A 25089-nucleotide genomic window follows, 5' to 3' on the forward strand; every position below is an offset into this window, starting at 1 on the left:
AAGACGAACGGAGCCGGGCCATGGGTGAACAGCAGCACGTGAAGTTCCCGCAGGAGGTCATCGACGAGTACGCATCGCTCGGTGTCGATCTGCCCGCGCTCTTCTCGGCCGGGCACCTCGGCAACCGGATGGGCGTGCAGATCCTGGAGGCCTCGGCCGAGCGGGTCGTCGGCACGATGCCGGTGGAGGGCAACACGCAGCCCTACGGCCTGCTGCACGGCGGCGCCTCGGCGGTGCTCGCCGAGACGCTGGGCTCCATCGGCTCGATGCTGCACGGCGGGGTCTCCAGGATCGCGGTCGGCGTCGACCTGAACTGCACCCATCACCGCGGGGTGCGCAGCGGTCTGGTGACCGGCGTGGCGACCCCGGTGCACCGCGGGCGGTCCACCGCCACGTACGAGATCGTGATCACCGACGAGGAGGACAGGCGGGTCTGCTCGGCGCGGCTGACCTGCCTGCTGCGCGAGGTCACGGCCAAGGACGCGGGGAACCTCCCGGACGCGGGGGCGACCGCGAGCGCCTGACCGGCCACGGATCACGAGGGGGCGGCACCTACGGGTGCCGCCCCCTTCGGCATCCCCGACTGCCCCCACCACCCTCTTCGTCACGCTGCGTAACGCACACAGGGGTGTGCGGCGGGGGAAGCGGAGCGGCCGGTTCGTCCGCTCAGGTTTCAGCCGTTGTCCGATATCCGGAGAGTCCGCTGAGCGGACCGTCAGTACCAAGAATGCTCAAGCCCCTTAGCGGAACTGCAGGTTCTCACTATGTGAACACCGCATTACCGACCCCTTTGTCCCGATTTTCCCTCTCGCTGCGCACACCATTTACCCGTCGGCATAACAAGACAGTCACATCCTGTCCTCCGCGCTCCCCGACCCTCCCCACCTGCGCTTAGAGTCACCGCCAGTCACCGCGCCGCCGGGCGCGTCCTACGGCACGGCCTTGTACCAACTCAGTACGGCCCGGCGTTCGACAACGGCACCCCTCGCTCCGCAGCTTCACGGCACCGCCTCATCCGAGGGGGCCGCGCCAGGGAAAGGACCCTTCGTGCGAAACCGTTCGTTGCTCATACTCACCACCGCGGTCACCGCGGGTGCACTCACCCTCACCGCCTGCGGCTCGCGCGACGACAAGGGCGGCGCCGCCGAGAACGGCGACAGCGGCAACGTCACCGTGACCATCGGTCTCGACGCGCCGCTCACGGGTGAGCTGTCCGCGCTCGGCCTCGGCATCAAGAACTCGGCCGACCTCGCGGTCAAGACGGCCAACAAGAAGTCGTACGTCAAGGGCGTGACCTTCAAGCTGGAGTCCCTGGACGACCAGGCCCAGCCCTCCGCCGGTCAGCAGAACGCGACCAAGTTCGTCGCCGACAAGGGCGTCCTCGGCGTCGTCGGCCCGCTGAACTCCTCCGTCGCCGAGTCGATGCAGAAGGTCTTCGACGACGCCAAGCTGGCCCAGGTCTCCCCGGCCAACACCAACCCGGCCCTGACCCAGGGCGTCGACTGGAGCACCGGCGACAAGAAGCGCGGCTACAAGTCGTACTTCCGTACCGCCACCACGGACGCCATCCAGGGCCCGTTCGCCGCGCAGTTCGTCTTCAACGAGGCCAAGAAGACCAAGGCCTTCATCATCGACGACAAGAAGACCTACGGCGCCGGCCTCGCGGGCACCTTCAAGGGCGAGTTCGAGAAGCTCGGCGGCAAGGTCCTCGGCACCGAGCACATCAACCCGGACACCAAGGACTTCTCCGCGGTCGCGACCAAGGTGAAGAGCTCCGGCGCCGACGTCGTCTACTACGGTGGCGAGTACCCGGCCGCCGGCCCGCTGGCCAAGCAGATCAAGGAAGCCGGCGCGAAGGTCACCGTCGTCGGCGGTGACGCGCTCTACAGCCCCGAGTACGTGAAGCTGGCGGGCGCCGCGGCGGCCAACGGCGACATCGCCACCTCCGTCGGTGCGCCGATCGAGTCCCTCGCCTCGGCCAAGGAGTTCCTGGCCGACTACAAGACCGGTGGCTACAAGGAGGCCTACGAGGCCTACGGCGGCTACGCGTACGACTCGACCTGGTCCATCATCGAGGCCGTCAAGAAGGTCGTCGACGGCAACGGTGGCAAGCTCCCCGACGGCGCGCGCGCCAAGGTCGTCGAGGCCCTGCAGGGCGTCTCCTTCGAGGGTGTGACCGGCAAGGTCTCCTTCGACGAGTTCGGTGACACCACCAACAAGCAGCTGACGGTCTACAAGGTCGAGGGCGGCGCGTTCAAGCCCGTCAAGTCCGGCACCTTCGGCGGCTGATCCACCCCACCACTCACGCACCACCTTCACCGCGCGGGGGGCCGCACCAGGCTCCCCGCGCGGTGTCACATCCGTCGAAAGTCTCGGAGGACAATGCGGTGAACGAACTGCCGCAGCAGCTGGTCAACGGCCTGCTACTGGGATCCATGTACGGGCTCGTCGCCGTCGGCTACACGATGGTCTACGGCATCGTCCAGCTCATCAACTTCGCCCATGGCGAGATCTTCATGACCGGCGGCTTCGGGGCCCTCACGGTCTGGCTCATCCTGCCCGGCGGCACCACCATGTGGGTCGCACTGCCCCTCATGATCATCGGTGCCGTGCTCGTCGCGACCACCATAGCCATCGGGGCGGAACGGTTCGCCTACCGTCCGCTGCGCGGTGGCCCCCGCCTGGCCCCGCTCATCACGGCCATCGGTCTCTCGCTCGCCCTGCAGTACGCCGTATGGGTGTGGTACCCGGAGGCGAAGTCCGCCCGGACCTTCCCGCAGATCCCCGGCGGCGCGATCGAGCTCGGCCCGATCACCATCCAGACCGGTGACGTCTTCCTGCTGATCGCCGCCCCGATCTGCATGGCCTTCCTCGCCTTCTTCGTCATGCGCACCCGCACCGGTCGCGGCATGCAGGCCACGGCCCAGGACCCGGACACCGCGAAGCTCATGGGTGTCAACACGGACCGGATCATCGTGATCGCGTTCGCCCTCGGTGCCGCGATGGCCGCCGTCGGCGCCGTCGCCTACGGCCTGAAGTACGGCGTCGTCGACTACAAGATGGGCTTCCTCCTCGGACTCAAGGCCTTCACGGCCGCGGTCCTCGGCGGTATCGGCAACATCTACGGAGCCATGATCGGCGGAGTCGTCCTCGGTATCGCCGAGACCATGGCGACGGCGTACATCAGCCACATCCCCGGTATGGAGCAGCTCGGCGGCCAGTCCTGGGCCGACGTCTGGGCCTTCGTACTCCTCATCGTCGTACTCCTCGCCCGGCCACAAGGCCTTCTCGGCGAGCGCGTCGCGGACAGGGCGTGAGCACCATGACCACCATCTCCGAGAACCCCAAGGCAGCCGCGGCCCCCGCGGCCGAGGCGACCGGCCTGATCAGCTTCGTGCCGGCCAAGGCCGCCCGCGCCCTCACCCTGGGCGGCGGCGCGCTCACCATCGCCAGCTGCTTCCTCGCCTGGACCTGGACCCCCCGCTTCCCGGGCGACCTCACGTTCTACGGCTCCCCCGGCGGCCTCCAGATGCAGGTCCTGGTCACGGGCCTGCTCACCGTCCTCTTCACCGTCTCCTCGTACGGCGTCAAGGGCACCCGCTGGCTCACCCCGGCCGGCGGCGACGCGGCCCTCAAACTCGCCGCGCTCGCCAACTTCGCCATCACCTGGTTCACCGTCGGCGCCATCAGCATCGAGCTCGGCGGCCCGGTCAACCTGGAGCCGGGCGGCGCGATCGTCGCGATCGCCTCCCTGCTTGCCCTCCTCGGCGCCCTCGCCCTCCCCTACGAGCGGCCGAAGCTGCTGCCCGTGGACCCCGAGGACACCTCCTGGGACCAGTTCAAGCACCGCGCCGGCAACGGCTGGACCTCCTTCACGGCGGCCTTCGCCTCCACCGGCACCGCGCGCCGACTGCCCGCGATGCACTCCTCCCTCGAGATCCTGATCATCGCGGGCGTCCTCGCCGTGGCCCTCGGCGTCTTCACCTACGGTGTCGGCACCGAGTACGACGAGCTGTTCCTCGGCTTCCTGATCACCGCCGGCGTCGGCTTCGCCGCGGTCAACAAGTCGGGCCTCATGGCCCAGGCCACCCAGCTCACCAAGAAGCACCAGAACCTCTCCATCGCGGGCGCGTTCACCGCCGCGGCGCTCTTCCCCTTCACCCAGACCGACGACCAGTACGCGACGCTCGGCGTCTACATCCTGATCTTCGCCACGGTCGCCCTGGGCCTGAACATCGTCGTCGGCCTCGCCGGTCTCCTCGACCTCGGTTACGTCGCCTTCCTCGGCGTCGGCGCCTACGCGGCCGCCCTCGTCTCGGGCGCCCCGACCTCACCGTTCGGCGTCCACCTCCCCTTCTGGGCCGCCATCCTGGTCGGCGCCGGTGCCTCCCTGGTCTTCGGTGTCCTCATCGGCGCCCCGACCCTGCGGCTGCGCGGCGACTACCTCGCCATCGTCACGCTCGGTTTCGGTGAGATCTTCCGCATCGCGGTGATGAACACCGACGGCACCTCCGGCCCCGACATCACCAACGGGTCCAACGGCATCGCGTCGATCCCGAACCTCAGCATGTTCGGCTTCGACTTCGGCGCCGAGCACTCGATCGCCGGCTTCACCATCGGCCGCTTCGCGAACTACTTCTTCCTGATGCTGCTGATCATGGCGGTCGTCGTGCTGGTCTTCCGGCGCAGCGGCGACTCCCGCATCGGCCGCGCCTGGGTCGCCATCCGCGAGGACGAGACCGCCGCGCTCGCCATGGGCATCAACGGCTTCCGGGTCAAGCTCATCGCCTTCGCACTCGGAGCCTCGCTCGCCGGTCTCGCCGGCACCGTGCAGGCCCACGTCACCTACACGGTGACCCCGGAGCAGTACCTCTTCGCCGGACCCATCCCGCCCAACTCCGCCTTCCTGCTCGCGGCCGTCGTCCTCGGCGGCATGGGCACGATGAGCGGCCCCCTGGTCGGTGCCTCGCTGCTCTTCCTCATCCCCAACAAGCTCCAGTTCATGGGCGAGTACCAGCTCTTCGCCTTCGGCGTCGCGCTGATCCTCCTCATGCGCTTCCGCCCGGAAGGCATCATCGCCAACCGGCGCAACCAGCTGGAGTTCCACGAGAAGGACGAGACGCCCGCCACGCTCGCCAAGGCAGGTGCCTGAACCATGACGACCACCACGAAGACCGCCGACGCCACCACCGCGCCGGCCGCAGGCGAGACCGTTCTCGACGCGCGCGGGGTCACCATGCGCTTCGGCGGCCTCACCGCCGTGCGCGATGTGAACCTGACCGTCAACAGCGGCGAGATCGTCGGCCTCATCGGCCCCAACGGCGCCGGCAAGACCACCTTCTTCAACTGCCTCACCGGCCTCTACGTCCCCACCGAGGGTGAGGTCCGGTACAAGGGCAAGGTCCTGCCGCCCACGTCCTACAAGGTCACCGACGCCGGCATCGCACGTACCTTCCAGAACATCCGCCTCTTCCACAACATGACCGTCCTGGAGAACGTCCTCGTCGGACGCCACACCCGGATGAAGCAGGGCCTCTGGTCCGCACTGCTCCGCCTGCCCGCCTTCAAGAAGGCCGAGGCAGAGGCTTCGAAGCGGGCGATGGAGCTCCTGGAGTTCATCGGTCTCCAGGACAAGGCGCAGCACCTCGCCAAGAACCTCCCGTACGGCGAGCAGCGCAAGCTGGAGATCGCCCGCGCCCTCGCGAGCGACCCCGGTCTCATCCTGCTCGACGAGCCCACCGCCGGCATGAACCCGCAGGAGACGCGGGCGGCGGAGGAACTCATCTTCGCCATCCGGGACATGGGCGTCGCCGTGCTCGTCATCGAGCACGACATGCGGTTCATCTTCAACCTCTGCGACCGGGTCGCCGTGCTCGTCCAGGGCCAGAAGCTGATCGAGGGCGACAGCCAGACCGTCCAGAGCGACGAGCGGGTCATCGCCGCCTACCTGGGCGAGCCCGTCGCGGAGGACGCGCCGGCCGTGGAGGCCCCCGCGAAGGAGACCCCCGCGAAGGACGCGCCCGCCGAGGAGGCTCCGTCGGAGGACGCATCGTCCGAGGACGCGCCCGCCGAGGACGCCCCTTCCGAGGACGCCCCGGAGGCCACCGACGCCCCGGAGGCCTCGGAGGACACCCCGCACGACCCTGCTTCGGGCAAGGAGAACGACGCATGACCGCACTGCTCGAAGTCGAGGACCTGCGCGTCGCCTACGGAAAGATCGAGGCCGTCAAGGGCATCTCCTTCTCCGTCGACGCCGGTGAGGTCGTCACCCTCATCGGCACCAACGGCGCCGGGAAGACCACCACCCTGCGGACCCTCTCCGGGCTCCTCAAGCCGGTCGGCGGCCAGATCAAGTTCGAGGGCAAGTCCCTCCGCAAGATCCCCGCTCACAAGATCGTCTCGCTGGGTCTGGCCCACTCCCCCGAGGGCCGGCACATCTTCCCCCGGATGACGATCGAGGAGAACCTCCTCCTCGGCGCCTTCCTCCGGAAGGACACCGCGGGCATCGCCAAGGACGTCCAGCGCGCCTACGACCTCTTCCCCATCCTGGGCGAGCGTCGCAAGCAGGCGGCCGGCACGCTCTCCGGCGGTGAGCAGCAGATGCTCGCCATGGGCCGGGCGCTGATGTCCCAGCCGAAGCTGCTCATGCTCGACGAACCCTCCATGGGCCTCTCGCCGATCATGATGCAGAAGATCATGGCGACCATCTCCGAGCTGAAGGCCCAGGGCACCACCATCCTGCTCGTCGAGCAGAACGCCCAGGCCGCGCTCGCCCTGGCGGACCACGGTCACGTCATGGAGATCGGCAAGGTCGTGCTCTCGGGCACCGGACAGGACCTGCTCCACGACGAGTCCGTCCGCAAGGCATACCTCGGCGAGGACTGAGCCACCGGGTCCGCACCAAGGACCGAAGGCCCGCCCCACAGTGACGTGGAGCGGGCCTTCTTCCGTCTTCTTCCGTCTTCTGCCGTACGGGCGCGCCTACTGGCCCTTGGCCGCCTTCTTCTCCTCGGCGTCCTCGATGACCGCCTCGGCGACCTGCTGCATCGACATGCGCCGGTCCATGGAGGTCTTCTGGATCCAGCGGAACGCGGCCGGCTCGGTCAGCCCGTACTGGGTCTGCAGGATGGACTTGGCGCGGTCCACCAGCTTGCGGGTCTCCAGGCGGAGGGAGAGGTCGGCGACCTCCTTCTCCAGGGCGCGCAGCTCGGCGAAGCGGGAGACTGCCATCTCGATGGCCGGCACCACGTCGCTCTTGCTGAACGGCTTGACCAGGTACGCCATGGCGCCGGCGTCCCGGGCCCGCTCGACGAGCTCGCGCTGCGAGAAGGCCGTCAGCATGAGGACCGGGGCGATGGACTCGCCCGCGATCTTCTCGGCGGCCGAGATGCCGTCGAGCACGGGCATCTTCACGTCGAGGATGACGAGGTCGGGGCGGTGCTCGCGGGCGAGCTCGACGGCCGTGGCGCCGTCTCCGGCCTCACCGACGACCGTGTAGCCCTCTTCCTCCAGCATCTCTTTGAGGTCGAGGCGGATGAGCGCCTCGTCCTCTGCGATGACGACGCGGGTCGTCAGCGGCGGGACGTGCGACGGCTCGGCGTCGTCGGCGGGCTGGGGCGACTCGGGGGCGGTCACGGGGGCTCCTCGTTGCGGGGCAGTGCGCTGCACTGAGAAGCCTACCTAGCTGCTGACCAGACCGGTGACCGGGTACACTCCGATTGGCGATCTGCCGGGTTGGTGGAATGGCATACACGGATGTCTCAAACACATCTGCCCGTGAGGGCTTGCGGGTTCGAGTCCCGCACCCGGCACAGCTCCTGAAGCGGACGTTCACCTTCGCGTGAATGTCCGCTTTTTGCTGCGCATGGCGACGAGTCATTGCACAGAGTAATCGCATGAACTTTCACGGCACAGAAGTGCGACAGCGGGCGCTCGCGCTGCTGCGCGGCGGCGCTAGGAACGCGGACGTGGCGCGCGAACTCAGCGTCCCCGGGGGCACGATCAGCTACTGGAAGCACGAGGACCGCGCGAAGCGTGGCGAGTGCCCAGGCAGGCGCAGCCCCTTGTGTCCACGGTGCGACGGGCGCGAGCTCGACGAAGTCGCGTACGCGTACCTGCTCGGGCTCTACCTCGGTGACGGCCACATCGCCCAGAGCCGGGCTATGCGGGTTCCGAGCCTTTCCATCTCGTGTACCGACACCTGGCCAGGGCTCATCGACGCGTGCGTGCGGGCCATGCAATCCGTCCTGCCTGGCAATCATGCGTCGAAGGTCCAGAGACAGGGGTGCTTAGAGGTCAAGATCTGCTCCAATCACCTCGGATGCCTCTTCCCGCAACACGGGCCCGGCAAGAAGCACGAGCGTCGCATCGTCCTCGAAGCCTGGCAGCAGGAGATCGTCGATGCCCACCCGTGGGACTTCATTCGGGGACTCATCCACTCCGACGGGAGCCGAATCACGAACTGGACGACCCGGCTCGTCGGCGGCGAGCGGAAGCGGTACGAGTACCCCCGCTACTTCTTCACCAACTCGTCCGCCGACATCATCGGGCTCTTCACCGACGCCCTCGACCGCGTGGGTGTCGACTGGAAGCCCACGAACCAGTCGCGCACCGCGCAGAACATCTCCGTCGCCCGCAAGGCCTCCGTCGCGCTCATGGACCTTCGCGTAGGGCCCAAGCACTGAAGCTACGTCAGGGGCTCTCCGATGTGGTGGACCCGGACGAGGTTGGTCGAGCCGGCGACACCCGGCGGGGAACCGGCCGTGATGACCACGATGTCGCCCGGCTGACAGCGGCCGATCCGCAGCAGCTCCTCGTCGACCTGGGCCACCATCGCGTCCGTGGAGTCGACGTGCGGGCCGAGGAAGGTCTCGACGCCCCAGGTGAGGTTGAGCTGCGAGCGCGTCGCCGGGTCCGGGGTGAAGGCGAGCAGCGGGATCGGCGAGCGGTAGCGGGAGAGCCGCTTGACCGTGTCGCCGGACTGGGTGAAGGCGACGAGGAACTTGGCGCCGAGGAAGTCGCCCATCTCGGCGGCGGCGCGGGCGACGGCGCCGCCCTGGGTGCGGGGCTTGTTGCGCTCGGTCAGCGGGGGCAGGCCCTTGGCGAGGACGTCCTCTTCCGCGGCCTCGACGATCCGGCTCATGGTGCGGACCGTCTCGATCGCGTAGCGGCCGACGCTGGTCTCGCCGGAGAGCATCACGGCGTCGGTGCCGTCGATGACGGCGTTGGCGACGTCGGAGGCCTCGGCGCGGGTGGGCCGGGAGTTGTCGATCATCGAGTCGAGCATCTGGGTGGCGACGATGACCGGCTTGGCGTTGCGCTTGGCCAGCTTGACCGCTCGCTTCTGGACGATCGGCACCTGCTCCAGGGGCATCTCGACGCCCAGGTCGCCACGGGCGACCATGATGCCGTCGAAGGCCGCGACGATCTCCTCGATGTTCTCGACGGCCTGCGGCTTCTCGATCTTGGCGATGACGGGCAGCCGACGCCCCTCCTCGTCCATGATCCGGTGGACGTCCACGATGTCCCGGGCGCTGCGGACGAAGGAGAGGGCGATGACGTCGGCGCCGATGCGCAGGGCCCAGCGCAGGTCCTCGATGTCCTTCTCGGACAGGGCGGGCACGGAGACGGCGACGCCGGGCAGGTTGAGGCCCTTGTTGTCGGAGACCATGCCGCCCTCGACGACCCGGGTGTGGACGCGGGGGCCGTCGACGGAGGTGACCTCGAGGGTGACGCGGCCGTCGTCGACGAGGATGCGCTCGCCGGAGGTCACGTCGTCGGCGAGTCCGGAGTAGGTCGTCCCGCAGCTGTGGCGGTCGCCCTCCACCGGCTCGACGGTGATGGTGAAGTCGTCGCCGCGTTCAAGGAGTACCGGACCTTCACGGAAGCGGCCGAGGCGGATCTTCGGGCCTTGAAGGTCGGCGAGCACACCGATGCTGCGACCGGTCTCGTCGGAGGCTTTGCGGACGCGCTGGTAGCGCTCCTCGTGCTCGGTGTACGAGCCGTGGCTGAGATTGAAGCGGGCCACGTCCATTCCGGCCTCGATCAACGCCTTGATCTGGTCGTATGTTTCGGTGGCGGGCCCAAGGGTACAAACGATTTTCGCTCGGCGCATGGGTCGAGCCTAGGCCTTACCCATCAGTAGGAAATTGGCGCGGCATGACTACTCAACAACCTTTCCATGAAAGGTTGTTGACAAGTCTTGAATATGTGCACCGGGGTGCTCCGATGAGCGATTTTCGCGCCCCCGCGCCTCCTGTCTCAGAGTGCGGGCGGCGCCATCGTGAAGCGCGCCACGACCTCGGCCGTGACCGTCTGCCGCTGCGGTTCGAGGTCCAGCGGAGGCGCCTCACCGGCCTGCTCCGCGACGTAGGCCACCCGCCGGGCACCGGCGAAGACCGGAGGCATCGACATCTCGGACCCCCCGAGACCGGCGTCCGCGAGTTCGAGGAGTGAGGCGAGCGAGGTGCCGAGGGCCGACGCGTACGCGCGCGCCCGCTGCACCGCCTCCGTCACCGCGAGCCGCCGGGCCTCCGCGTACGCCGGGGAGTCCGGCCGCAGCTCCCACCACGGGCCGTCGACGCTCGTCAGCTCCAGATCGGCGAGCCGGGTCACCAGCTCCCCCAGCACGGTGAAGTCGGTCAGCTCGGCCGTCATCCGCACCCGGCCCACGAAGGCGTGCACCCGCTCGCCGCGACCGCGCCTGCCGAGCTCCGGGGAGATGGAGAACCGGCCGGTCTCCAGCTTCTCGACCGTCTCCCCCTGCGCCTTGACGAGGTCGATCACCCGCGCGTTCCGCCGGGTCAGGTCCGCGAGCGTCGCCGAGCGGTCCGTGCCGCGCGCGGAGACCGTCACCCAGATCCGGGCGAGCTCGGGATCGACCTCCAGCCGGCCCTCACCACGCACCGTCACCTGCGGGGCCCCGGGGGTCGCGTGTTCCTGCGTCACGGCCTGACTCCTCCATGTTCGGTAGCGATCGTCCACCGAACACTTTCCCACTCCGTAACCCGAAAGGGCTGTTGCCGACGTGCCGCCTGAGCCAGAATCTACGCGCGTTGTGTGTCCGATCCTGTGACCGATCCCGTGTCCGGTCGTGTCTGGTCGTGCGCCTGAACCAACGCCACCGAACCAAGGAGAAGCACATGCCGTTGAACCGCCGGACGTTCCTGGAGAGCTCCGTGGCCGTCGGGGCCGGAGCCGCCCTCACCGCGGGGGTCGCCGCCCCCGCCGAGGCCCATGGGCACCGCCCCACGCCGGCGAAGCGGTACTCGTTCACGGTGATGGGGACGACCGACCTGCACGGCTCCGTCTTCAACTGGGACTACTTCACGGACAAGGAGTTCGACGACAAGGCCCACAACGACATCGGCCTCGCCAAGATCTCCACCCTCGTCGACCAGGTCCGCGCGGCCAAGGGCCGCCGCAACACCCTTCTCATCGACGCCGGCGACACCATCCAGGGCACCCAGCTGTCGTACTACTACGCCAAGGTCGACCCGATCACCGCGCGCCGCGGCCCGGTCCACCCGATGGCCCAGGCCATGAACGCCATCGGCTACGACGCCGCCGCGCTCGGCAACCACGAGTTCAACTACGGCATCCCGGTGCTGCGGAAGTTCGAGGAGCAGTGCGACTTCCCGCTGCTCGGCGCCAACGCGCTCGACGCGAAGACGCTGCGCCCGGCCTTCCCCCCGTACAGCATGCACCGGATGCGCACCCCGCACGGCCGGGACGTGAAGGTCGCGATACTCGGCCTGACCAACCCGGGCATCGCGATCTGGGACAAGGCGAACGTCCAGGGCAAGATGGTCTTCCCCGGCCTTGAGGAGCAGGCCGCGAAGTGGGTGCCGAAGCTGCGCTCGATGGGCGCGGACGTGGTCGTCGTCTCGGCGCACTCCGGCTCCAGCGGCACGTCCTCGTACGGTGACCAGCTCCCCCACATCGAGAACGCGGCCGGGCTCGTCGCCGAGCAGGTGCCCGGCATCGACGCGATCCTCGTCGGCCACGCGCACACCGAGATCGCCGAGTACCGGGTGAAGAACAAGGAGACCGGCAAGGACGTCGTCCTGTCCGAGCCGCTCAAGTGGGGCCAGCGCCTCACCCTCTTCGACTTCGACCTGGTGTGGGAGAAGGGCCGCTGGGTCGTCGAGAAGGTCGCCGCGCAGGTCCTCAACTCGAACACGGTGGCGGAGGACCCGAAGATCACCGGGCTCCTCGCGGACGAGCACGAGAAGGTCGTCGCGTACGTCAACCAGGTCATCGGCACCTCCACCGCGGTCATGACCACGGCCGACGCGCCGTGGAAGGACGAGCCGATCATCGACCTGATCAACGTGGTCCAGGCGGAGACGGTGAAGGCGGCCCTCGCGGGCGGCGCGTACGCGGCCCTGCCGGTGCTCTCGCAGGCCTCCTGCTTCTCGCGCACGGCCCGGATCCCGGCCGGTCAGGTGACCATCAAGGACGCCGCCGGCCTGTACCCCTTCGAGAACACCCTGGAGGCCCGGCTCATGACGGGCGCCCAGCTGAAGGAGTACCTGGAGTACTCGGCGAAGTACTACGTCCAGACCGCGGCGGGGGCGCCGGTGGACACCGCGCTGCTGACCAACGCGGGCGGGACGCCGGACTACAACTACGACGCCGTGTCGGGCCTGACGTACGAGATCGACATCGCGAAGCCGGCCGGTTCGCGGATCGTGAACCTGTCCTTCGAGGGCAAGCCGCTCGACCCGGCCGCGAAGTTCGTCCTCGCGGTCAACAACTACCGGGCGAGCGGCGGCGGCGCGTTCCCGCACGTCGCCGCCGCCCAGCAGCTGTGGGCCAACTCGGACGAGATCCGGAACACGATCATCCAGTGGGTGAAGGCGAAGGGGACGGTCGACCCGGGTCTGTTCGCCTCGGTGGACTGGAAGCTGACCCGGGACGGCGTGCCGGTCTTCTAGTTCCTCCGCTCCTTCAGTGCTGTACGAGAGGCGTCAGCTTCTGGCCCTGGGCCGGGATGCTCGGCGCCTCTCGCGTCTCCAGGCCGAAGCTGGTGAAGGCCGTGCGGCGCGGCAGCGGGTAGGGCTCCTTGCCGGTGACCGCGTTGAGGATGGTCGCGCTCCGCCAGGCGGCGAGACCGAGGTCCGGGGCGCCGACGCCGTGGGTGTGCTTCTCGGCGTTCTGGACGTAGACGGAGCCGGTGATCGAGGGGTCGAGGACCAGCCGGTACCGCTCGTCGATCCGGGCGCGGCCCGCCGAGTCGTGGCGCAGGTACGGGTCGAGCCCGGCGAGCATCCGGTCCACGGGGCGCTCGCGGTAGCCGGTCGCGAGGACGACGGCGTCGGTGGTGAGCCGGGAGCGGGTGCCCTGCTGGACGTGTTCCAGGTGCAGTTCGACCTGGGTGGTGGCGACGCGGCCGGCGGTGCGGACCCGGACGCCGGGGGTGAGGACGGCGTCGGGCCAGCCGCCGTGCAGGGTGCGGCGGTAGAGCTCGTCGTGGACGGCGGCGATGGTGTCGGCGTCGATGCCCTTGTGCAGCTGCCATTGGCGGGGGGCGAGTTCGTCGCGTACGGGCTCGGGCAGGGCGTGGAAGTAGCGGGTGTAGTCGGGGGTGAAGTGCTCCAGGCCGAGCTTGGAGTACTCCATGGGGGCGAAGGCCTCGGTACGGGCCAGCCAGTGGATCCGCTCCGCGCCGGCGGGGCGGGCCCGGAGGAGGTCGAGGAAGATCTCGGCGCCGGACTGGCCGGAGCCGATGACGGTGACGTGTCCCGCGGCGAGGAGCGTGTCGCGGTGGGCGAGGTAGTCGGCGGAGTGGATCACGGGGACGCCGGGGGCGTCGGCGAGCGGGCGGAGGGGCTCGGGGACGTACGGCTCGGTGCCGACGCCGAGGACGACGTTGCGGGTGTAGGCGCGGCCGAGGGCCTCGGCCTCGCCCTCCGGGTCGACCTGGGTGAAGTCGACCTCGAAGAGGCGGCGCTCGGGGTTCCAGCGGACCGAGTCGACCTGGTGGCCGAAGTGGAGGCCGGGGAGCCGCTCGCTGACCCAGCGGCAGTAGGCGTCGTACTCGGCGCGCTGGATGTGGAACTTCTCGGCGAAGTAGAAGGGGAAGAGGCGCTCGCGGCTCTTCAGGTAGTTGAGGAAGGTCCAGGGGCTGGCGGGGTCCGCGAGGGTCACCAGGTCGGCGAGGAAGGGGACCTGGAGGGTGGCGCCCTCGATGAGGAGGCCGGGGTGCCAGTGGAAGGCGGGCCGCTGCTCGAAGAAGGCGGCGGCCAGGCCGCCGGGGACGCCGTGCGCGAGGGCGGCGAGCGAGAGGTTGAAGGGGCCGATGCCGACGCCCACCAGATCGTGGGGGCGGTCGGGGTCGTCGTCCTTGGGGGTGGTTCTTGTGCTGCTGGTACTGCCGGTCATCGGTGCGCGCTGCCTTCCACGAGGGTGATGAGCTGTGCCAGGTCGCCTGGGGTGGCGTGGGGGTTGAGCAGGGTGGCCTTGAGCCAGAGGCGGCCGTCCGCGTCGGCGCGGCCGAGGACCGCGCGGCCTTCGGCGAGGAGGGTGCGGCGGATCGCGGCGATGGTGTCGTCGGTGGCCCCGGCGGGCCGGAAGAGGACCGTGGTGAGGGTGGGCCGGGCCCGCAGGTCGAGGTCGGGGGACTTCTCCACGAGGTCGGCGAGGTCCTGGGCGAGCGCCATGCACGCGTCGACGAGGGCGCCGAGGCCGGAGCGGCCGAGGGCGCGGAGGGTGACGGCGGTCTTGAGGACGTCGGGACGTCGTGTGGTGCGCAGGGAGCGGCCGAGGAGGTCGGGGAGGCCGGCCTCGGTGTCGTCGTCGGCGTTGAGGTAGTCGGCGGTGTGGCCGAGGACGGTGAGGTCGGCGGCGTCGCGTACGGCGAGGAGTCCGGCGGCGGCCGGCTGCCAGCCGAGCTTGTGCAGGTCGACGGTGACGGTACGGGCCCGGTCGAGGCCGTCGAGGAGCCGGCGGTGGGTGGGGCTGAGGAGGACGGGGCCTCCGTAGGCGGCGTCGACGTGGAGTTCGGCGCCGTGGGCCGCGCACAGGTCGGCGATCGCCGGGAGCGGGTCGATCAGGCCCTCGTCGGTGGTCCCGGCGGTGGCGACGACGAGGGCGGGGCCGCGCTCTTCCGTCAGGACCTCGGCCAGGGCGGCCGGTTCGAGGGTGCCGCGCGGGGTGGGGACGGTGACCGGGGCGGGCAGGCCGAGGAGCCAGGCGGCGCGGTGGAAGGAGTGGTGGGCGTTGGCGCCGACGACGGTCCGTACGGAGCCGTGGCGCTCCCTCGCGAGGAGTAGGGCGAGCTGGTTGGACTCGGTGCCGCCGGTGGTGACGAGGGCGTCGGGGCGGGGGGCCCGGGGGTAGACCTCGGCGGCGAGGGCGGCGGTGACCAGGGCTTCGAGGGCGGAGGCGGCGGGTGCCTGGTCCCAGGAGTCCATGGACGGGTTGAGTGCGGAGGCGGCCAGGTCGGCGGCGGCGGCGAGCGCGAGCGGCGGGGTGTGGAGGTGGGCGGCGCACAGCGGGTGCGCGGGGTCGGCGGCGCCGGCGGCGAGGGCGTGGACGAGGGCGCGGAGGGCCTCCTCGGGTCCGGTGCCGGTCTCGGGGAGTACGGCCCCGAGGGCTCCGACCCGGGCCGCGACGGCCACCGGCCCCCCGGCGGGCAGCGGCCCGCACCTCTCGTCCGCCCCGGTCCTGAGCGCGTCGAGGACGGTGTCCAGGAGGGGACGGAGGGCATCGGCGCCGGGGGCGCCTCCGGCGAGGGGTGGGGGTGCGGCACGCATGGACGACAGGGTGCCGGGGGTTGTCGGGGTCTGTCCGAGGAGTCGGTTCTTGTGACCCGAACGGGGGACAGCGCCCTGGTTTCAGGGCGCTGTCCAGGAGATGGGGGCCGGCTGTCAGACGGAGCGCACCGCCAGGGCGCGGCGGAGGTCGTCGAGTTGGTCGACGAGCTTGCGGCGGAGCGCCGGGATCATGGTGGCGGTGGCGAGGTGGGACTCGCCGAGGGCGAGGGAGTCGGCGTCGACCGCGTAGCCGGGGAAGGCGTAGCGGCCTGCGGCCTCGGCCATCGCGGCCCCGCGCCGGTCGCCGAGGGCGGTGGCGGCGGGGTAGAAGCGCGGCACGTACTCCCGTACGAGCTCGGCCTGTTCGGGCTGCCAGAAGCCGCGGGCGGTGGCGGTGAAGAGGTAGTTGGACAGCTCGTCCGTGTCGAAGAGGGCCGCCCAGGCGGCCTCCTTCGCCGCCGTCTCCGGGAGGGCGGCCCGGCAGAGGGCCGCGCCCTCCTGGCCGGTGGCGCTCGGATCGAACTCCAGCTGGGCGGCGATCGCCGTCTCGTCGGTGGCGCCCAGGACGGCGAGGCGGGCGAGGATCCGCCAGCGCAGCTCGGGGTCGAGCTCGGGGCCGCCGTGGACGGTGCCCTCCTCCAGCCAGGAGGAGATCTGGTCGGGGGTGGTGGCGCTGTCGATGAGGGCGCGCACGGCGGTGAGCCGCAGACCGGGCGCCTCGCCGTCTTCGGTGCGGCGCAGCAGGGCGCGGGCGATCTCCCGGATGGTGGCGAGGGCGGCGGGGCGCTCGTCCCCGGTCACGTACCGGTCGGCGATCTGGGTGCGGGCGAAGCCGAGGACGCCCTGGACGAGCGAGAGTTCGGTCTCCGCGGTGAGGTGCGCGAGGGCGAACTCCAGGTAGTCGGCGGGGGCGAGGTCGCCGTCCCTGACCATGTCCCGCATCGCGTTCCAGACGACGGCGCGGGTCAGCGGGTCGGGGATGCGGGAGAGGCCGCGCAGGGCGGACTCCTCGGAGACCTCGTCGAAGCGGAGCTTGGCGTAGGTGAGGTCCTCGTCGTTGAGGACGACGAGGGCGGGGCGCGGGCCGGTCAGCTCGGCGGGCGCTTCCTGCGGGACGTCGACCGCGCGCCGCTCGCGCAGGACGAGCTCTCCGGTGGCGTCCCGGTCGTACACGCCGACGTCGATGCGGTGCGGGCGGCTGCCCTCGCGGTCGACGGTGAGCCGCCAGCGGCCGCCCTCGCCGTCGAGCCGCGGGGTGAGCTTGTCGACGCCGGTGGTGCGCAGCCACCGCTCGGCCCAGCCGTGGACGTCGCGGTCGGTGGCGGCGGCGAGGTTGTCGATGAAGTCGGCGAGGGTCGCGTTGCCGAATCTGTGGCGCTTGAAGTGGATGTTGATGCCGGCGAGGAAGTCCTTCTCGCCGAGCCAGGCGACGAGCTGGCGGAGGGCGGAGGCGCCCTTGGCGTAGGAGATGCCGTCGAAGTTGAGGAGCGCGGAGGCGGTGTCGGGGACGGTCTCCGGGTCGGGGGCGACGGGGTGGGTGGAGGGCCGCTGGTCGGCCTCGTACCCCCAGGCCTTGCGGGTGACGCCGAAGTCGACCCAGGCGTCGGGGAAGAGGTCGGCGCAGGCCTCGTTGACGGTCTGGTAGCCCATGTACTCGGCGAAGGACTCGTTCAGCCAGATGTCGTCCCACCAGCGCAGGGTGACGAGGTCGCCGAACCACATGTGGGCCATCTCGTGGGCGATGACCATGGCGCGGGTCTGCCGCTCGGTGACGGTGACGGCGGAGCGGAAGACGAACTCGTCGCGGAAGGTGACGAGTCCGGGGTTCTCCATCGCGCCCGAGTTGAACTCGGGGACGAAGGCCTGGTCGTACGAGTCGAAGGGGTACGGCTCGTCGAACTTCTCGTGGTACCGGTCGTAGCAGGCCCTGGTGACGGCGAGGATCTCGTCGGCGTCGGCGTCGAGGTGGGGGGCGAGGGAGCGGCGGCAGTGGATGCCGAAGGGGAGCCCGGCGTGCTCGGTGCGGATCGAGTGCCAGGGGCCCGCGGCGACGCAGACGAAGTAGGTGGAGAGCAGCGGGGTGGGGGCGGCCTTCCATCTCCCGTCGGACTGCCGCTCGGTGATGCCGTTGGCGAGGACGGTCCAGCCCTCGGGGGCGGTGACGGTCAGCTCGAAGACGGCCTTCAGGTCGGGCTGGTCGAAGGCGGCGAAGACGCGCTGGACGTCCTCCATGAAGAGCTGTGTGTAGACGTACGACTCGCCGTCGGTGGGGTCCGTGAAGCGGTGCATGCCCTCGCCCGTGCGCGAGTAGCGCATGGTCGTGGTGACGCTCAGCTCGTGCTCGCCCTCGGTGAGGCTCAGCGGGAGCCGGTTGCCGGTGAGCGCGGCGACGTCGAGGGCCTCTCCGTCGAGGGTGGCGGAGTGGAGGGTCTCGGGCTTGAGCTCGACGAAGGTGTCCCCGGCGGCGCGGGCGGTGAATCGGACGGTGCTGGTGGACTCGAAGGTCTCGGCGCCGGTGGTGAGGTCGAGGTCCACGAGGTAGTGGTGGACGTCGAGGAGCTGGGCACGGGTCTGCGCTTCGTCGCGCGTCAGTACGGACATGGGCCCTATGCTGCCCGATGCCTGCGGGCCGCAGGAGGGGTGGTGGGGCCGGTACCCCCGCTCACGCGAGGCCGGATCCGTCCAGGTGGGCGAAGGCGGCCGTGATGCGGGGGCGGTCGTAGCCGGCGGGGCCGGCCGCGCCGCTGGAGAGCAGGGCCTGGAGGAGGATCCGGGCCTTGGCGGGGTCGAGGGGCCCGGCCGGGACGAGTCCGTGGTGCAGCAGGTCGTACTCGGAGCCGGGGCCGCGGTAGGTGTGCGAGAGGGTCGCTCCGCCGCCCGTACGGGAGGCCAGGACGACCGGGATGCGGCGGGCGAGCTCGGCGAGCGGCTCGACGAACCAGGCGGGGACGTGGCCGGCGCCGAAGGCGGCGACGACGAGGCCCTGGAAGCGGTGGTCGACGGCTTCGAGGAGTTCGCCGCGGTCGCCCTGGGAGAGGGTGAGGAGCGCCACCCTGACCTCGGGGTCGAACCTCAGCGGGCAGAGCGCGGCGGGCACGGCGGGGCGGAGCAGGATCCGGGGCTCGCCCTCGACGACGGTGCCGATCGGTCCCGCGCCGGGCGAGGCGAAGGTGGCGACGGAGGTCGTGTGGGTCTTGCGGGCGAGGCGGGCGGCGTGGATCTGGTCGGCGAGGACGACGAGGACGCCGAGGTTCCGGCAGGCCGGGTCGGCGGCGACGGCGAGCGCGGCGGCGAGGTTGGCGGGGCCGTCGGCGCCGGGCAGGTCGGGGCGGCGCATGGCGCCGGTGACGGCGATCGGCCGCTCGGTGGTGCAGAGCAGGTCGAGGAGGAAGGCGGTCTCCTCCAGGGTGTCGGTGCCCTGGACGACGACCACGCCGGAGCCGTCGGCGACGGTGGCCCGGACCTCGGCGGCGAGGGCGGCGAGGTCCTCGTGGGTGAGGGAGGAGCTGGGGACGCGGCGGAAGTCGCGGAGGACGACGTCCTCGGGCGCGCCGAGCCCGGCGAGGACCTCCTGGCCGGTCATGCGGGCCGCGTCACCGCCTCGCGCGGAGATGGTTCCACCGAGGGTGAAGACCGTGACGCGGGCCATCAGCGTGCTCCGTCCGCAATCGTCTCGTGGTGGCGGATGACCTCGGCGATGATGAAGTTCAGCAGCTTCTCCGCGAAGGCCGGGTCCAGTTTCGCGCTCTCGGCCAGTTCCCGCAGCCGGGCGATCTGGCGGGCCTCGCGGGCGGGGTCGGCGGGCGGCAGCTTGTGCTCGGCCTTGAGGACGCCGACCTGCTGGGTGCATTTGAAGCGCTCGGCGAGCATGTACACGACCGCGGCGTCGATGTTGTCGATGCTCTCGCGGAGCCGGTTCAGATCGGCCCGTACGGAGTCGTCGACGGGGCGGGGCGGGGTGGAGTCGCTCATGATCTGCGAGCTTAGACCAACCGGCAAATGGGGGGCGGCGTCGCGGGGCTGGGCACGCACTTCTGCGGCGTTGCCGTCAATCACGATGGCTCCGCCATGCCTCAACCCTCCGCCTTGCAGCTGCACGCACCCAGCCCCGCTCCTTCCTCCACCCCCCATTCACCCCCATTTCCCGGTCGGTCTCAGACGGATCTCGGGAGGATCGTGGGCGGGTGTTCGGGATCCGGAACGCGGTTGCTCCAGCCGCCGTGCACGCTGCGCCCCTGCTGCTCGCGGAAGCGGATGGGCGCGGTGCCGACCCGGCGGGTGAAGAGCCGGGAGAAGTAGGCGGGGTCGTCGTAGCCGACGCGGCGGGCGACGGCCGCCACCGGGAGCTCGGTGGCGGCGAGGAGTTCCTTGGCGCGGCCGAGGCGGACGGTGAGCAGGTAGTCCTTGGGGCTGCAGCCCGCGGCGCGGCGGACGGCGGTGCGCAGCTCGGCCGCGGTCATGCCGTGCCGGGCCGCGTGTTCGGCGACGGAGAGCGGCTGGAAGGCGTCGCGGGCGAGCGCGGCGAGGACGGGGTCGCCGTCGGCGTTGGTGTCGGCGCGGGCCCGGCGCAGGGCGACGAGCAGCTCGTGGACGGCGGCGCCGGTCTCGACCTCCAGGAGGGGGTTGCCGGGGCGGGCGGCGCGGGCGATCCGGCCGATGGCGGTGCGGGCGGGGGCCGCGTCGGAGAGGGGGACGACGGGCCGGTCCGGCTCGATGTAGCCGAGCTCGGTGTAGGTGGCGGTGGCGGGCCCGGTGAAGTCGACGAAGGCCTCGTCCCAGCCGGTGCCGAGGTCGGCGCTGTAGTGGTGGGGGGTGCCGGGGGTGAGCCAGATGAGGGCCGGGGCGGTGACCGTGGAGCGGCGGCCGTCGGCGCCCCGGTACCAGCCGCTGCCGGCGGAGACGACGACGGCGACGTGGTGGTCGAGGGTGCGGGGGCCGACGGTGGGCAGGGTGCCGTGCTGGAGCCCGACGCCGAGGCAGACGAGGCCGAGGCGGTGGTGGACGGGGCTGGGCGTGAAGTAGCGCATCCAGGTGTGGTACATGCGGCGGCTCCTCCCTCCGGCCCGATCCGTCGATCGGCCCTGGGCGTGTGTCGAAAGGGGCGCCGCCGGGCAGGCGGGACTTTCGACACACGCCCTAACGTCCAAACTGCGACGATCTTTGTCCATGGACCGGTCCAACGCCAGGGGGCGAGGGTGAGGCCATGAGCACGTTCGCTGTGGGTGACGAGGACTTTCTGCTCGACGGGCGGCCGGTGCGCCTCCTCTCGGGGGCGCTGCATTACTTCCGGGTGCACGAGGGGCAGTGGGAGCACCGGCTCGGGATGCTGCGCGCGATGGGCCTCAACTGTGTCGAGACGTACGTCCCCTGGAACCTGTACGCGCCGGAGCCCGGCCGGTACGGGGACGTGGAGGCGCTCGGCCGGTTCCTGGACGCGGTGGCGCGGGCCGGGATGCTCGCGATCGTGCGCCCGGGTCCGTACATCTGCGCCGAGTGGGAGAACGGCGGCCTTCCGCACTGGCTGACGGGTCCGCTCGGGCGGCGCGTGCGGACGCTCGACGCGGAGTTCCTGGCGCCGGTGGAGGCCTGGTTCCGGCGGCTGCTCCCGCAGGTGGTGGAGCGGCAGATCGACCGGGGCGGGCCGGTGGTCCTGGTGCAGGTCGAGAACGAGTACGGGAGTTACGGCAGCGACCGGGACTATCTGGAGTGGCTGAAGGAGCTGCTGCGCGGGTGCGGGGTGAGCGTTCCGCTGTTCACCTCGGACGGGCCGGAGGACCACATGCTGACGGGTGGTTCGGTGCCGGGGGTGCTCGCGACGGCGAACTTCGGTTCGGGGGCGCGGGAGGGCTTCGCGACGCTGCGGCGCCATCAGCCCTCGGGGCCGCTGATGTGCATGGAGTTCTGGTGCGGCTGGTTCGACCACTGGGGCACGGAGCACGCGGTGCGGGACGCGGCGGACGCGGCGGAGGCGCTGCGGGAGGTCCTGGAGTGCGGGGCGTCGGTCAACGTGTACATGGCGCACGGCGGGACGAACTTCGGCGGCTGGGCGGGGGCGAACCGGACCGGTGGGCTGCACGACGGGGAGTTGCGGCCGACGGTGACCTCGTACGACTACGACGCTCCGGTGGACGAGGCGGGGCGGCCGACGGAGAAGTACCGGCGCTTCCGCGAGGTGCTCGCGGAGTACGCGGAGGGGCCGCTGCCCGAGGTGCCCGGGCCCCCGGCGCGGCTGGCGGCCCCGGTGCGGGGCGGCCTCGGCGAGTGGGCCCCGCTCGGTGAGGTCCTGGAGGCGCTCGGCGACGAGGAGTCGCGGGCGCCGATGCCGCCGACCTTCGAGGAGCTGGGCGTGGACCGGGGCCTGGTCCGCTACCGGGTGGCGGTGCCGGGGCCCCGGCAGCCGTACCCGCTGGGGGTGACGGGGCTGCGGGACCGGGCGGTGGTGTACGTGGACGGGGTCCTCGCGGGGGTTCTGGACACCGCGGACGGCGAGGACGTGACGCTCGCCGGGCCGGTGGCGGGGCCGGCCGTGGTGGACCTGTGGGTGGAGTCGCTCGGCCGGGTCAACTACGGGCCGCGGCTTGCGGAGCCGAAGGGGATCACGGGCGGCGTACGGCACGAGCGGCAGTATCTGCACGGGTTCCGGGCCCGGGGGCTGCGTCTGGACGCCTTCGAGGCGGCGGCCGTGGACAAGGTGCGGTTCGAATCCGTGGCGGACCGGAGCGGACCGGGCCTCCACCGGGGGACGGTGGAGGTGACCGGAGCCGGGGACGCGGTGCTGCGGCTGCCGGGTGCGACCCGGGGCTTCGTGTGGGTGAACGGCTTCTGCCTGGGCCGGTACTGGGCGGCCGGCCCGCAGGACGCGCTGTTCGTGCCGGGCCCGGTGCTCCGGGAGGGCACGAACGAGGTGTGGGTCCTCGAAGTGGAGGGGGACGGGGTGCCGGGCGTCGAGCTCGGCGTCCTCTGAGTTTGCCCGCCGAATGGCGTCCTCTGAGCTTGCACGATAAATAACGTGATCAGGCAGGACGGTGCCCCGGAGCCGAGGCCGCTCCGGGGCACCGGTTCACGGGGTACCGCTACAGCGTGGCCGCGGCGGACTTGATCGTGGCGGCGAAGGTCGAGACCTCCGTGTAGACGCCGGGGTAGCCGGCCCGCGCGCAGCCCTCGCCCCAGCTCACGATGCCGACCTGGATCCAGGCTCCGGCGTTGTCCTTGCGGAACATCGGGCCGCCGGAGTCACCCTGGCAGGTGTCGACCCCGCCCTGGCTGTACCCGGCGCAGATCTCCTCGCTCGGGACGAGGTCGCTGCCGTACGAGGCCTGGCAGGAGGCGTCGGAGACGAACGGGACGTTCGCCTTGAGCAGGTAGCGCTGCTGCGATCCGCCCTCGCGGGCGGCGCCCCAGCCGGCCACGGTGAAGGTGCCGCTGTTGTAGGCGGTGGTCTCGGCGATCTTCAGGGTGGGCAGCGAGTTGATCGGGCTGGCGAGCTTGATCAGCGCCCAGTCCTTGCCCTTGCCGTTGTAGCCCGGGGCCTGGAGGACCTTGGTGGACTTGACCTTGATGGCGCTGCTGGACTGGAGGTCCACGACTCCGGCGGTGGCGGTGATGCTGGTGTTGTTGCCGGAGCCGCTCACACAGTGGGCCGCGGTGAGCACGACCTGCGGGGTGATGAGCGAACCGCCGCAGCCCATGGAGAGCCTGACCATCCAGGGGAACTCGCCCTGGGCGGCGCGGGTGCCGCCGACGACGGGGGCGGGGGCCGCGGAGGCGGTGGTGGGCTGGAGGCTGACGGCGGCGAGGACGACGGCGCCGGCCGCGGCGAGTTTCTGGAGAGCGCTGACCAGTCGGTTCTTCTTCACGCGTGCTCCTTTTTTCATGGGGGGTTGAGCCCGACGGGCATGACATGCGCCCGTCAAGCCATGTCCGGATTATGGGCAGCGCTCAACTGCCGCCACAAGAAAGCCTTTTCGGCCAGACCCGGTGAGCGGACCGTACAGTGGAGGGAAGGGGGGATCCGGCATGCCGAACCGTCACGAGGCCGACCGTGTCGTCCACGGCTTCCCGCACCGCGCCGCGGTCCGGGCCTCGCTCACCGCGCTCTACCGGCGCCTCTCCCCGGACGGCGTACACCGCTACCCGGTGAGCGTGCCGGCCACCGACATGGCCATCCGGGACGACGAGGACCTCCATCTGGGCACCCAGCGGGTGGCCGGAACCCTCGTCCGCCACCTCCGGCTGCCCGAGGCCCGCATGGTGGCGAGTTTCCGCCCGATGGAGCACGCGGCGACCGTCGAGCTCGCCGCCGGACCCGAGTACTTCGTGGAACTCAACGACCGCTTCCGGACCCGCCGCCGGGACATCGGCGCGGCCCTCGCCCACGAGATCACCCACGTCCTGCTGCACCGGCTCGGCCTCGGCCTCCCCGGCACCGCCGAGAACGAGATCCTCACCGACGTCGTGACCACCTACCTGGGCGCGGGCTGGCTGCTGCTCGACGCGTACCGCCGGGACGGGGTGGAGAGCCAGAAGCTGGGCTACCTGACCCCGGAGGAGTTCGGCTACGTCCTCGCCAAACGCGCCGAGGTCTTCGACGAGGACCCCTCCCCGTGGTTCACCAGCCCGGTGGCGTACGAGGCATGGGTACGGGGCCGGGCCGAGGCGGACCGGGAGCGCCGGCTCGCGCCGCTCGCCGGGGCGGGCTGGGCGGAGCGCCGGCGGTACGGCAGGGAGCGGCGCCAGGGCCGGGCGGCGCCGGGAGCCCCGTACGCCTTCGACGGCGGGGCCCCGGCGACCGGCGTCTCCTTCCCCTGCCCGGTCTGCCACCAGCGCCTGCGGGTCCCGGCGGGCCGGACCCTGCGGGCGCGGTGCGGGGTGTGCGGGACGGTCCTGGAGTGCGCGGCGTGACGGGGCGCCTCGGCAGGATTCAGAACGGGTAGAGCCGGCGCAGGGCCCGCAGCAGGGTGTTCAGGGTGGAGCGGGCCGCGGACCGACGATAGGCGTGGCGCGACCAGATCGTCGGCAGCACCACCCCCGCGAACACCAGCAGGGCAGCCACGAGGACCAGCAGGCCGACGGGGCCGAGGAGTTCGAGGGCCTCGTGCAGAAGGGCCACGGTCGGCTCCGGTCGGGATTCGTTCGACATCACCACGTACTCCGTTCGTTCGTGCGTCCCGGCGGATGCGGGGACGGCGGCTACGGGGAGCACCCTGGACGGCCCGGGAGAGCGGCGGTGCGAGCCGGGCGGAAGTGGTGGACCTCGCACATCGGCGCAGGCCACGGCATACCCTGGGGCCGGAATCCGGGGCGACCCGGGGCGTTCCGGGGCGGCCGGGCC

At 71.1% G+C, this 25089-nt stretch carries 21 protein-coding genes and 1 tRNA gene; 11 read left to right on the forward strand and 11 right to left on the reverse strand.

From position 1 onward, the window contains the following. Positions 1–20 precede the first annotated feature (20 nt). The 6 genes from OG361_RS10290 to OG361_RS10315 all read left to right on the forward strand — a co-directional run bounded on the left by OG361_RS10290 (position 21) and on the right by OG361_RS10315 (position 6885). Positions 21–524 carry a PaaI family thioesterase gene (locus tag OG361_RS10290; RefSeq protein WP_405853045.1) on the forward strand — a complete coding sequence of 168 codons (504 nt, stop codon included), beginning with the start codon at positions 21–23 and terminating at the stop codon, positions 522–524. A 523-nt stretch (positions 525–1047) separates the two neighbouring features. After that, the gene (locus OG361_RS10295) at positions 1048–2289 is read left to right on the forward strand and encodes a branched-chain amino acid ABC transporter substrate-binding protein (RefSeq protein WP_405853046.1); all 1242 of its coding nucleotides are present in this window, start codon (positions 1048–1050) and stop codon (positions 2287–2289) included. A 98-nt stretch (positions 2290–2387) separates the two neighbouring features. Then, the gene (locus tag OG361_RS10300; RefSeq protein WP_384565611.1) at positions 2388–3317 is read left to right on the forward strand and encodes a branched-chain amino acid ABC transporter permease; all 930 of its coding nucleotides are present in this window, start codon (positions 2388–2390) and stop codon (positions 3315–3317) included. Between the two features lie 5 nt (positions 3318–3322). Further along, positions 3323–5152, forward strand: coding sequence for a branched-chain amino acid ABC transporter permease (locus tag OG361_RS10305; RefSeq protein WP_405853047.1), 1830 nt, complete (start codon positions 3323–3325; stop codon positions 5150–5152). Positions 5153–5155: 3 nt separating this feature from the next. Further along, positions 5156–6172, forward strand: a complete 1017-nt coding sequence (locus tag OG361_RS10310; protein ID WP_405853048.1) for an ATP-binding cassette domain-containing protein — start codon at positions 5156–5158, stop codon at positions 6170–6172. Then, positions 6169–6885, forward strand: coding sequence for an ABC transporter ATP-binding protein (locus tag OG361_RS10315; RefSeq protein ID WP_384565620.1), 717 nt, complete (start codon positions 6169–6171; stop codon positions 6883–6885). The genes OG361_RS10310 and OG361_RS10315 overlap by 4 nt, the downstream gene beginning before the upstream one ends. Before the next feature lie 96 nt (positions 6886–6981). Here OG361_RS10315 and OG361_RS10320 read toward each other — a convergent pair whose 3' ends face one another. After that, positions 6982–7635 carry an ANTAR domain-containing response regulator gene (locus OG361_RS10320; protein ID WP_056645833.1) on the reverse strand — a complete coding sequence of 218 codons (654 nt, stop codon included), beginning with the start codon at positions 7633–7635 and terminating at the stop codon, positions 6982–6984. Positions 7636–7728: 93 nt separating this feature from the next. Here OG361_RS10320 and OG361_RS10325 point away from each other — a divergent pair. Continuing rightward, positions 7729–7811: transfer RNA gene (locus OG361_RS10325), tRNA-Leu, on the forward strand. Between the two features lie 84 nt (positions 7812–7895). Further along, complete coding sequence (locus OG361_RS10330; RefSeq protein ID WP_405853049.1) at positions 7896–8684, forward strand: helix-turn-helix domain-containing protein; 789 nt, start codon at positions 7896–7898, stop codon at positions 8682–8684. Positions 8685–8686: 2 nt separating this feature from the next. Here OG361_RS10330 and pyk read toward each other — a convergent pair whose 3' ends face one another. Then, positions 8687–10114 carry a pyruvate kinase gene (pyk, locus tag OG361_RS10335; protein WP_405853050.1) on the reverse strand — a complete coding sequence of 476 codons (1428 nt, stop codon included), beginning with the start codon at positions 10112–10114 and terminating at the stop codon, positions 8687–8689. A gap of 146 nt (positions 10115–10260) precedes the next feature. Beyond that, the gene (locus tag OG361_RS10340) at positions 10261–10947 is read right to left on the reverse strand and encodes an SIMPL domain-containing protein (protein ID WP_405853051.1); all 687 of its coding nucleotides are present in this window, start codon (positions 10945–10947) and stop codon (positions 10261–10263) included. A gap of 194 nt (positions 10948–11141) precedes the next feature. On the opposite strand from OG361_RS10340, the gene OG361_RS10345 reads away from it, so the two are divergent. Next, complete coding sequence (locus OG361_RS10345) at positions 11142–12938, forward strand: bifunctional metallophosphatase/5'-nucleotidase (protein ID WP_405853052.1); 1797 nt, start codon at positions 11142–11144, stop codon at positions 12936–12938. A 13-nt stretch (positions 12939–12951) separates the two neighbouring features. Here OG361_RS10345 and OG361_RS10350 read toward each other — a convergent pair whose 3' ends face one another. The 6 genes from OG361_RS10350 to OG361_RS10375 form a co-directional block, all read right to left on the reverse strand. Further along, positions 12952–14385, reverse strand: coding sequence for a lysine N(6)-hydroxylase/L-ornithine N(5)-oxygenase family protein (locus OG361_RS10350; RefSeq protein WP_405853053.1), 1434 nt, complete (start codon positions 14383–14385; stop codon positions 12952–12954). After that, positions 14382–15758, reverse strand: a complete 1377-nt coding sequence (locus tag OG361_RS10355; protein ID WP_405853054.1) for a pyridoxal phosphate-dependent decarboxylase family protein — start codon at positions 15756–15758, stop codon at positions 14382–14384. The genes OG361_RS10350 and OG361_RS10355 overlap by 4 nt, the downstream gene beginning before the upstream one ends. Before the next feature lie 114 nt (positions 15759–15872). Further along, on the reverse strand, positions 15873–18359 hold the full coding sequence (gene pepN, locus OG361_RS10360) for an aminopeptidase N (RefSeq protein WP_405853055.1): 2487 nt from the start codon (positions 18357–18359) through the stop codon (positions 15873–15875). 61 nt (positions 18360–18420) lie between these two features. Beyond that, on the reverse strand, positions 18421–19407 hold the full coding sequence (locus OG361_RS10365; protein ID WP_405853056.1) for an asparaginase: 987 nt from the start codon (positions 19405–19407) through the stop codon (positions 18421–18423). After that, entirely contained in the window at positions 19407–19730 is a 324-nt protein-coding gene (locus OG361_RS10370; RefSeq protein WP_405853057.1) for a chorismate mutase, read from the reverse strand. Before OG361_RS10370 ends, OG361_RS10365 begins: the two co-directional genes overlap by 1 nt. A 182-nt stretch (positions 19731–19912) precedes the next feature. Next, on the reverse strand, positions 19913–20800 hold the full coding sequence (locus OG361_RS10375) for a helix-turn-helix domain-containing protein (protein ID WP_405853058.1): 888 nt from the start codon (positions 20798–20800) through the stop codon (positions 19913–19915). A 161-nt stretch (positions 20801–20961) separates the two neighbouring features. On the opposite strand from OG361_RS10375, the gene OG361_RS10380 reads away from it, so the two are divergent. Beyond that, positions 20962–22722 (forward strand): glycoside hydrolase family 35 protein, encoded by a 1761-nt coding sequence (locus OG361_RS10380; protein ID WP_405853059.1) that lies wholly within the window; start codon positions 20962–20964, stop codon positions 22720–22722. Positions 22723–22831: 109 nt separating this feature from the next. Here the strand turns inward: OG361_RS10380 and OG361_RS10385 are convergent, their stop codons facing one another. Continuing rightward, the gene (locus tag OG361_RS10385; RefSeq protein ID WP_405853060.1) at positions 22832–23632 is read right to left on the reverse strand and encodes a S1 family peptidase; all 801 of its coding nucleotides are present in this window, start codon (positions 23630–23632) and stop codon (positions 22832–22834) included. Positions 23633–23774: 142 nt separating this feature from the next. Here OG361_RS10385 and OG361_RS10390 point away from each other — a divergent pair, with 142 nt between their 5' ends. Further along, positions 23775–24659 carry a hypothetical protein gene (locus tag OG361_RS10390; RefSeq protein ID WP_405853061.1) on the forward strand — a complete coding sequence of 295 codons (885 nt, stop codon included), beginning with the start codon at positions 23775–23777 and terminating at the stop codon, positions 24657–24659. Between the two features lie 19 nt (positions 24660–24678). Here the strand turns inward: OG361_RS10390 and OG361_RS10395 are convergent, their stop codons facing one another. Further along, positions 24679–24897 carry a hypothetical protein gene (locus OG361_RS10395; RefSeq protein WP_384565663.1) on the reverse strand — a complete coding sequence of 73 codons (219 nt, stop codon included), beginning with the start codon at positions 24895–24897 and terminating at the stop codon, positions 24679–24681. Positions 24898–25089 lie beyond the last annotated feature (192 nt).

This window comes from Streptomyces sp. NBC_00090 (assembly GCF_045160815.1).
GTDB lineage: Bacteria > Actinomycetota > Actinomycetes > Streptomycetales > Streptomycetaceae > Streptomyces.